The sequence below is a fragment of the Haloferax sp. s1 genome (genome assembly GCF_058382125.1).
Genome location: NZ_JBZRPK010000596.1, coordinates 1 through 8902, shown reverse-complemented (window position 1 = coordinate 8902; position 8902 = coordinate 1). Strand labels below are relative to the sequence as shown.

The 8902-nt window shown below is 61.3% G+C and carries 6 protein-coding genes, 1 tRNA gene and 1 pseudogene; 2 read left to right on the top strand and 6 right to left on the bottom strand.

Features of this window, described 5'->3' with window-relative positions; translation table 11 throughout:
• On the top strand, positions 1-1853 hold a 1853-nt coding region (locus QT222_RS11940; RefSeq protein ID WP_491477299.1), incomplete at its 5' end, for a SpoVR family protein.
• An 8-nt stretch (positions 1854-1861) separates the two neighbouring features.
• Positions 1862-2410, top strand: coding sequence for a DUF7344 domain-containing protein (locus tag QT222_RS11935; protein ID WP_004060332.1), 549 nt, complete (start codon positions 1862-1864; stop codon positions 2408-2410).
• Positions 2411-2444: 34 nt separating this feature from the next.
• On the opposite strand, the gene QT222_RS11930 is transcribed toward QT222_RS11935, so the two are convergent.
• The 6 genes and pseudogenes from QT222_RS11930 to QT222_RS11905 form a co-directional block, all read right to left on the bottom strand.
• Positions 2445-2873 (bottom strand): disulfide bond formation protein B, encoded by a 429-nt coding sequence (locus QT222_RS11930; protein ID WP_004060330.1) that lies wholly within the window; start codon positions 2871-2873, stop codon positions 2445-2447.
• 303 nt (positions 2874-3176) lie between these two features.
• Positions 3177-4547: an MgtC/SapB family protein gene (locus QT222_RS11925; protein WP_491477298.1), complete on the bottom strand. Its 1371-nt coding sequence runs from the start codon at positions 4545-4547 to the stop codon at positions 3177-3179.
• 418 nt (positions 4548-4965) lie between these two features.
• Positions 4966-5040: transfer RNA gene (locus tag QT222_RS11920), tRNA-Glu, on the bottom strand.
• Positions 5041-5126: 86 nt separating this feature from the next.
• Entirely contained in the window at positions 5127-7103 is a 1977-nt protein-coding gene (locus tag QT222_RS11915) for a 3-hydroxyacyl-CoA dehydrogenase/enoyl-CoA hydratase family protein (RefSeq protein ID WP_004060326.1), read from the bottom strand.
• Between the two features lie 147 nt (positions 7104-7250).
• On the bottom strand, positions 7251-7832 hold the full coding sequence (locus tag QT222_RS11910) for a DNA-3-methyladenine glycosylase family protein (protein ID WP_491477297.1): 582 nt from the start codon (positions 7830-7832) through the stop codon (positions 7251-7253).
• Positions 7833-7898: 66 nt separating this feature from the next.
• Positions 7899-8902, bottom strand: a pseudogene (locus tag QT222_RS11905) (putative ATP-dependent zinc protease); the annotation flags it as partial.

The following is an 8902-nucleotide window of genomic DNA, read 5'->3' as shown; positions in this document are numbered from 1 at the left end:
CCTCCGGCGGGTTCCAGGAGCGCTCCCCGCCCTGGCGGTGGGGGATGACCTACGACCGCCAGCGAAAGTCCGACCAGTTCGGCATGGGCAAGGCGTTCGAAATCGTCAACAACGACGACCCGGCGAACGCCTTCCTACAGGAGTCGAACTCGCTCGCCGACCAGAAGGCCGTCATTACCCACGTCGAGGCGCACTCCGACTTCTTCAAGAACAATCAGTGGTTCAGGCTGTTCTCCGACGATGGGCAGTTCGCCGCCGCCGCGATGCTGGAACAGCACGCACAGGCCATCGAACGCTACGTCCAAAATCCGGACGTGAGCCGCGACGAGGTCGAGAAGTTCATCGATGCCGTGCTCTGTCTCGAAGACACCATCGACCAACACCGGTCGATTCGAGAGGCGGCTGCCGACACGGATAGTCGTATCCCCGAAGACATCAGGGCACAACTCGACAGCCTCGACATCTCCGACGACGTTCGCCGCGAAGTGTTCGACGAGGAGTGGCTCGAAGGCGTCGAAGAGGCCGAGCGCGAGGCCGCCAAACTCACCAAGCCCAGAAAGGACGTACTCGCATACATCCGTGAACACGGGATGCGGTACGACGATGAGACGGAGAAAGCAGAGGAGATGGAGCCGTGGCAGAAGGATGTCCTCGACATGCTCCGCGAGGAGTCGTACTACTTCGCCGCCCAGAAGATGACGAAGGTGATGAACGAGGGTTGGGCCGCCTACTGGGAGTCGCTCATGATGGGCGACGAGCACTTCGCGGGCACGGACGAGTTCATCACGTACGCGGACCACCAGGCCCGCGTCCTCGGGTCGCCCGGTCTCAACCCGTACAAACTGGGGAAGGAACTCTGGGAGTACATCGAGAACACGACGAACCGTGCGGCAGTCGCCGACAAACTCCTCCGCGTGAAAGGAATCACGTGGCGGAACTTCCACGACATGGTCGACTTCGAGGAGGTACAACAGCTCCTGCGTACTGACCCTGCTATCGACGGCATCCACGCAGACGCTGTCGACGACCTCACCGACCTCAGTGAAGACGACCCGCGAGTTGACCACGAAGTGCTCGACAGGGCGCTTTCGGGTGACGACACCCTCGACTTGGAGCGCTACCCGTGGAAGCTACTCACCTACGAGGGACTCGCCGAGCGCCATTACTCGCTCATCAAACCCCAGAACCGTGGGTTCCTTCGTCGCATTCGCCGTTCTGAACTCGAACAGCTGTCGCGGTACATGTTCGACGACGACCAGTACGACAGCATCGAGGAGGCGGTTGCTGACGTGGACAAGACCACCGGTTGGGACCGGATGCGCGAGATTCGAGAGAGCCACAACGACGTGACGTTCCTCGATGCGTTCCTCACCGAGGAGTTCGTCCGCGACAACCACTACTTCGCCTACGAGTACTCGCGGTCGTCACAGCAGTTCCGCGTCTCATCGTCCGAATACGAAGACGTAAAGAAGAAACTGCTGTTCCAGTTCACGAACTTCGGCAAGCCAACCATCGCCGTCTACGACGGGAACTTCGATAACCGCGGGGAACTGCTCCTCGGCCACCAGTACAACGGCGTCATCCTCGACAAGAAGCAAGCAAAGGGTGTACTGGAGCGGGTCTACCACCTGTGGGGTCGCCCGGTCAACCTGATGACTATCATCAAGGAGTTCGACGACCACGAAATCGAGGTCGCCCGTCGGCGCGGGCGTGAGCCGACGCCGGTCGAACGGGCGATTCGCATCCGGTACGACGGAGACGAATTCGAGGAACACGACCTCGATTCGGACCTCGAAGAACGCATCGCAGCCAGTGACATCGACTATGACACCAAGCCTGATGACTGGCTCTAAACGAAGCGATGGGCATTTCTGACCGTCTCATCGGGAGGGTAGATGATGACCCGACCGAGGGAACGATTGACGAGGCAGATATCCACGACGTGCTCCGAAACGAGCGTCGGCGACTCACTCTCGAACAACTCCGCGACAGCGATGGTACGGAGTCGGTCGGCGACCTCGCCGAACACATCGCGGAAGTGGAGTCCGGCGAGTCACCACCGCCGAAGAACGTCAGACAGAGTGTCTATATCTCGCTACACCAGACACATCTCCCGAAACTCGACACGCTCCACATCGTCGCGTATGATTCGACGGCGAAGGTCGTCTCGCTCGGGACGTGCGCCACCGAACTCGACCCGTATTTTGACGACGGCGACGAGGGAACGACACCGTTCGCAGTGCTCTCGTTTACAACCTGCCTCGCCGGACTAGCGCTCCTCTTCGCCGGGTGGATGGGGATGCCCGTTATCGCCGGCGTCGACCCGCGTTTCGTCGCCATCGTCACACTCCTCGCCGTTGCGCTCGTCAGCGGTGCTGAACTCGGGTTGCGGACGCAGAATCGGACCTAAACCGCGGTCGAACTGTAGTCGTACCGGGTCACGCTCAGATACCCCACGCATCGTCTGTCCCACCAGCGCGGGCGACGGCAACCGAAAGCAGGGTCACGAGCGAGAATGCGATGAGCGAGAGTCGCGGGATAGTCAACAACCCACCGAGCATCGGGTACTGGATGGACGTACACGGCCCGCCGACGGTACAGGTCGCACCCGGCGCGACTTGCAGATAGGTGTGATATCCAGCGAGTGCAACCCCGCCGAGCGAAAGCGGGAGGATAGTCTTCCACACATCCGCCCGGTCTTCAACGGCGGCCACTCCGAGAACCACGACAAGGGGGTACATCAGAATGCGTTGGTACCAACAAAGGTCACACGGTGTCAGTCCCAGTCCGAGACTGAAGTAGAGACTGCCCGTCGTTGCCGCGAGTGCGACGAGTGTTCCCACAGTCAGCAGCGCTCGCGTCGTGTCGCTCATGTCGTTACGCCCCTCCTCTCGGCGGTTCGGTCGTTTCAGTTGTCTGCACTCGGCTCACTGTCGATTCGTCCTCATCTCCGGACTTCGGGCAACGATTCATCCTGGAGTCAGTCTTTCCGAACGATAGACGCCGGTATACCTGAAGCCATCGGCTGTGGTGATTTCGAGGAGTGGCCCTCGCCACACCGGGGGACGACCGGCGGGCGAATCTTCGGGGCCGCTCGGTAACAGAATGGTATGCACCGAACCAGTGCAACTTGATTGGTGTGACACGATGTAATCAATGTTGTGCCGGTGGCGCGGCTACGGACGAAACAGGACGAGGATACCGCCGAGGATACCACTGGTGACGAGAAGTGCACTCTTCCGAGCGACCGGTGCGAGAAGTTCGCGGTCGATACTCGCAGCGAGGAGAACCTTCACGAGGATACTCGCGGCAGTCCCTGCCAGCACTCCAATGACGGCGGTCGAACTCTCGATTTGGCCGCCACTGTAGAGGGTAACTGCAGTCGTCACGACTGACCCACTCGAAACTAGTCCCCCGAGGAAACTGGTCACGACGAACCCTGTCGCGCCGAAGTACTGCTGTGCCGCCGCGGAGACCAGAAGCACCACGAGGAAGAAGACGCCGAACCGGAGGGCGCTTTCGAGACTAAACGGCGACTCGAAGGCTACGTCGAGGTCGACGCCCCACTCCCGGGAGTGCAGTGCGTAGCTGACACCGACGAGCGCGACGAGTCCGAGGGGGACGCCGACTTCCCACGCGATATCGGGGACGAACACGACGATGAGAGCGAGGTTCCGGACGGCCATCGCGGCGTCGGCCATCAGAATCGCGCCGACGGCGAGCGGCCGAATCGACGGATTTCGTCTCGCCCGCCCCGAGATTTCGCCGATGACGGCGGTCGAGTTGACGAGTCCGCCGAAGAAGCCGGTGATTGCGATGCCTCGCTCTCCGTACCGCCTGATGATGACGTAGTTGAGAAAGCCGATGGAGCTCACGGCCACGACGAGAAGCCAGACCGTCCGCGGGCTGACTGCATTCCACGGCCCGATTTGCCCCTCCGGAAGCAAGGGGAAGACGACGAACGCGATGATGGCCAACTCGATTGCGCTCCGGACTTCGTCCGAGGTCAATCGGTGTGCGAACCCGTGAAGCTCCCGCCGGAGCACCAACAGGAGCGACGACGTGAGTGCGACGACGACGCCCTCGATGAGGTAGCCGCTCACCACCGCAGCACCGACCGCGTAGGCGACGAGAAGCGACGTCGACGTGGTAAGCGATAGACTCGCTTCTTTGTCGCCGGTTCTTTCCGAGTCGTCCGTCTCAAGGAGACCCGTTTCCGTCCCGAAGTCGTCTGCCTCGGAGTCGTCCGCCTCGGAATCATCATCAGAATCTTCCCTCCCGAAATCGCCGTGCGCCACGCTTCGTTCGACGATACCACGACCCCCGAGAAGCACTGCCTGCACGACCACCAGCACCCCGCCGATTGCGAGGAGAGTGTCGCTCCCAATGGCCACCGCAACGCCGCCGAGGAGACTCGTCAGTGTGAACGTCCGCATTCCGGCGCTCTTTCTCGACCGCTCGCGTTCCAACCCGAGGAACATTCCGAGCGCCGCTGCGAGGAACAACCGGGCGACGATGGGGTCGATTGACTCGAATACCCCCTGCATCACGACACGTCCGGGGAACGAACTCGCGGGTGGCTACGGTGGACCATACTATGTATGACATTTGTTGTCACAGGATAAAAAGACGAACCCGGTTACGGGGTTGGGGTTTGGATTGCTCGTAGCTGTGTTTGGGAGGAGGTTGAATGTCGTGTTGGGTTCTGTCATACCCTCTTTGCTCGCATGAACGTTGCCCCCTGTCTCGCGTACACAACTTCACAGTCCGAGTGACACGCACAGCGGTCGCTTGGAAGGTAGTTCAGTAGAGAAATGCTCGGTCAGGGATTGTGAACTCCGTGAGACGCTCGTCTCGCGTGCTCACGCTCACTTCGTTCGCGTGAACCTCACTCGCAGCGAAGCTGCTCGCTGGTTCAAATCCCTACGCTCCGCTTTCTCTTCGTCACGTTGTTCCTCAGAGAAATGCTCGGTCAGGGATTTGAACCCTGGTCCTCGGCTCGAAAGGCCAAGATGATTGGCCGGACTACACCAACCGAGCTTCTGCATTCACGAGTGGTAGTTGGATTATTTTAAGGGTTGCGTTCCGAGTCGAGTGAGTGAGAGGAACCCACTCACGATGAGTGGTTACTCGCCGGTGAATTCAGGGTCGCGGTCGCTCGTGAACGCGGCGATACCTTCCATCAGGTCTGCCGTGGTAAAGAGCAGGCCGAAGCCCTGCGCCTCGATTTCGAGACCGGCGTCGGTGTTCTCCCAGCCATTGTGCATCGCGCGCTTGGTGTAGCGCTGTGCAATCGGCGGGCCTTGGGCGAACTTCTTGGCGTACTCGAAGGCGCGCTCCTCGAAGTCCTCGTTTTCGACGACCTCGTTGATGAAGCCGTAGTCGGCCATCGTCTCGGCGTCGTAGCGCTCGGCGCTGAAGATAATCTCCTTCGCGCGGCCGGTGCCGACGATGCGCTGCAGACGGACGGTGCCGCCCCAGCCGGGGATGAGACCGAGGTCGTGCTCGGGCTGGCCGAGTTTCGACCGCTCCGTAGCGATTCGGAGGTCGGCGCACGTCGCGAGTTCCATCCCACCGCCGAGACAGAAGCCGTCGATACCGGCGATGACGGGCTTGTCCATGTCTTCGAGCTTTCCGAACGTCTGTTGGCCCTTCCGAGAAATTTCGACACCGGAGACGGCGTCGCCGCCACCCGCGGCGATGCTCGTCACGTCAGCACCGGCGGAGAAGGCGCGTTCGCCAGCACCCGTGAGGAGGATAGCGCGCACCTCGTCGTCGTCTTCGAGCACGTCGAGTGCGTCCGAGAGTTCGTCCATCAGTTCGGTGCTGATGGTGTTGAGGCGGTGCGGGCGGTCGAGCGTGATGTGGCCGATTCCCTCGCGAACGTCGACTGCGACGTTGTCGAATTCGAGACCGCCCTCGTCTTCCTCGTCGCCGCCGTGGAAGCCCTCGCCGAACTCGGCGAGTTCGCGGAGGTACTCGACGACTTCGTAGCGCTCCTCACCGGTCTCTTCGTGCAGTTCGTCGAGCGTTTCGACGAGTGTTGGGATGTCGGCCTCGTCGGCCATCTTCGCCGGGCCGTCGGGGAAGCCAGCGCCGAGCATGACCGCGCGGTCGATTGCATCGGGGTCGGCGACCTCGTTTTCGACGAGTCCGGCGACTTCGTTCGCCATGAGCGCGAGCAGGCGGTTTTTGATTTTCTCGCTCCCCTCGCCGTGAGGAATCTGTGCGCCCTCGCCATCCTCGTAGTCGTAGAAGCCCTTGCCGGTCTTCTTCCCGAGGTTCTTCTCTTCGACCTTCTCGGAGAGCAGCGGGCACGGTGCGTAGGCGTCACCGAGCACGTCGTGCATGTATTCGAGGACGTGGTAGCCCACGTCGACACCGACCTGGTCTGCGAGTTCGAAGCTTCCCATCGGAAGTCCGAGGTCGTACTTCGTCGTGGAATCGACTTCGGCGATGGTTGCGTCGCCCGCGTGGACCGTCCACGCCGCCTCGTTCATCAGTGGGACGAGGATGCGGTTCACGATGAATCCGGGGCTGTCCTTGCGGACGCGGACGGGCGTCTTGCCCATCTCCTCTGCGAGGTCCTCGATAACGTCGAGCGTCTCGTCGTCGGTGTGTGCGCCGGAGATGACCTCGACGAGGTCCATGCGAACCGGCGGGTTGAAAAAGTGCATGCCGCAGAAGCGCTCGGGGCGCTCTGTCACTTCGGAGAGTTCCGTGATGGAAAGGCTGGAGGTGTTCGTCGCGAAGATGGTGTGGTCTGGGGCGTGTTCCTCCAGTTCGGCGTACACCTCCTTCTTGATGGACATCTTCTCGGGGACGGCCTCGATGACCACGTCCGTGTCGGAAACGGCCTCACCGAGGTCGACGACGGCCGTAACACGGTCGAGTGCGGCGTCGGCGTCTTCCTGCGAGAGTCGGTCTTTCTCGGCGAGTTTGTTGAGCGACCACTCGATTTGGTCGTAGCCCTTCTGGACGAACTCTTCTTTGATGTCGCGCAGGACGACGTTGTATCCGGCGAGGGCGGCGACTTCCGCGATGCCGTGGCCCATGTTGCCCGCTCCGAGAACGGTGATGGTGTTGATTTCGTCTACCTTCATGGACGAACGTTACAGTGTGCATCGGTTTCAACGTTTCCCTCCCTCGAAAAATAAACTCAACTCAAATTTATTCCTGAACCCAATCGTGGACGGCGAAACCGACGAACACGATGTTGACAGTTAGTCGACACCCCGTCAGAGAGGCAGTCAGTCGACGCTTCGCCAGAGGTAGAGACTCGCGTAACTTCGATACGGAGTCCACCGCTCTGCTCGTTCGCGCATCTCGCCTCGGGAGACAGCGTCCTCGTCGAACCCGAAGACGTGTTCCATTCCGCGGCGAATCCCGAGGTCCTCGACCGGGAATACGTCCTCACGCGCGAGCACGAAGATAAGAAACATCTTGGCGGTCCAAACGCCGACGCCGCGAATCTCGGTTAGGGCGTCGGTGACCTCGTCGTCGTCCATCGCGTGGAGTGACTCGGTCGAAAGACCATCTTGGAATGCGTCGGCGGCATTGCGAACGTAGCCGACTTTCTGACTGGAGAGGCCGCAGTCGCGTAAGACGGTCTCGTCGGCAGCGAGTATCCCTTCCGGCGTGGCTTCGACGCGGTCGAACAGTCGGTTTCGAATCGTCTCCGCGGCGGTCGTGGAGAGTTGCTGGTTGACGATAGAGATGACCAGTTGCTCGAAGGGGTCGCTCGCGGGGTCGAGTGTCAGTGGTCCGTGGTCCTCGACGACGCTGCCGAGGTTCGGGTCGGTTCGGAGTTCACGATACGCGCTGTCGCTCATCGATACGACGTTCGGCGGTCGGGGAGAAAAGTTCGCGTATTGAAGGTATCCGCTGCGCGTCGATTCTTACTCTTCGAGCAACTCCTCTTCTTCGTTCTCTCCGCCCCGGTCGGCGTTGGCACGGCGACGCACGTCAACGCGGTAGTGTTCGAGGATGTCACGACCGAGAAGCAGCGGGTAGTCCATGTGCGAGCGGTCTTCGACGCTGGCGGTCACAGTGTGCTGTGTACCGCCGATACCGATGACGAGGTCGACGACTGGACGTGCCTTGCCGGTCTTGAGGCTGCCGGACTTCACGCGCGTCATGCTCTTAATCGGCCCAGCGCCGATTTCGGCGGCGAGGCTCGTGTCGATGCTCGTCCGAGTCGCACCCGTGTCGGACTTGGCGAGGGTCTGTTGCGAACCGCTCGTCCCGTTGACGACGACCTCTTCGATGTAGCCGATGATGGGTGCTTCGCCGTCGACGAGGGGCGACTCGTTGGGTGCGCACGAGGGGGTCGAGTCGTCGAGCGTGGCCGACAGTTCTTCGACGCGCGTTTCGTCGACTTCGCCACCGGCGCGTTCGATAGCGAGTTGAGCGATGTACGGTGCGGGGCTTGTGCCCGTCGCCTGATAGAGACCCTTGAATCCTGCCGTCGGGTTCGCTTCGAGGACGAACCAGCCATCGTCGCCTTCGACGAGGTCGACGCCGACGTAGTCCATGTCCATCACTTCTGCGGCGTAGAGGGCGGTCTCCTTCGCTTCTTCGGGCATCTCGTCAGTTGCGTCGAGTACGTCACCGCCGAGGGCGACGTTCGTCCGCCAGTCGCCTTCCGGCGCGTAGCGGTACATCGCGCCGATAACGTCGCCGTCGACGATGTAGACGCGGAGGTCGCGGTGGCGGTCGTTGTCGCGGTCGATGAGTTTCTGGAGGAACGCCTGTCGATTGCCCACCTTCGGGTTCACGGGTTCGGTCAGGTCTACTTTCCATGCGCCACCACCGTGCGGATCGATTAGCGGGTTTTAGACGCCCGCCTCGCCGAAGCTCGGTTGAACCTTGAGCGCACGGTCGTTCGGATGCGCGAAAAGCG

Coding starts and splice junctions, on each gene's coding strand:
- QT222_RS11935 (WP_004060332.1), top strand. CDS start 1,862: ATGGGCATTTCTGACCGTCTCATCGGGAGGGTAGATGATGACCCGACC.
- QT222_RS11930 (WP_004060330.1), bottom strand. CDS start 2,873: ATGAGCGACACGACGCGAGCGCTGCTGACTGTGGGAACACTCGTCGCA.
- QT222_RS11925 (WP_491477298.1), bottom strand. CDS start 4,547: ATGCAGGGGGTATTCGAGTCAATCGACCCCATCGTCGCCCGGTTGTTC.
- QT222_RS11915 (WP_004060326.1), bottom strand. CDS start 7,103: ATGAAGGTAGACGAAATCAACACCATCACCGTTCTCGGAGCGGGCAAC.
- QT222_RS11910 (WP_491477297.1), bottom strand. CDS start 7,832: ATGAGCGACAGCGCGTATCGTGAACTCCGAACCGACCCGAACCTCGGC.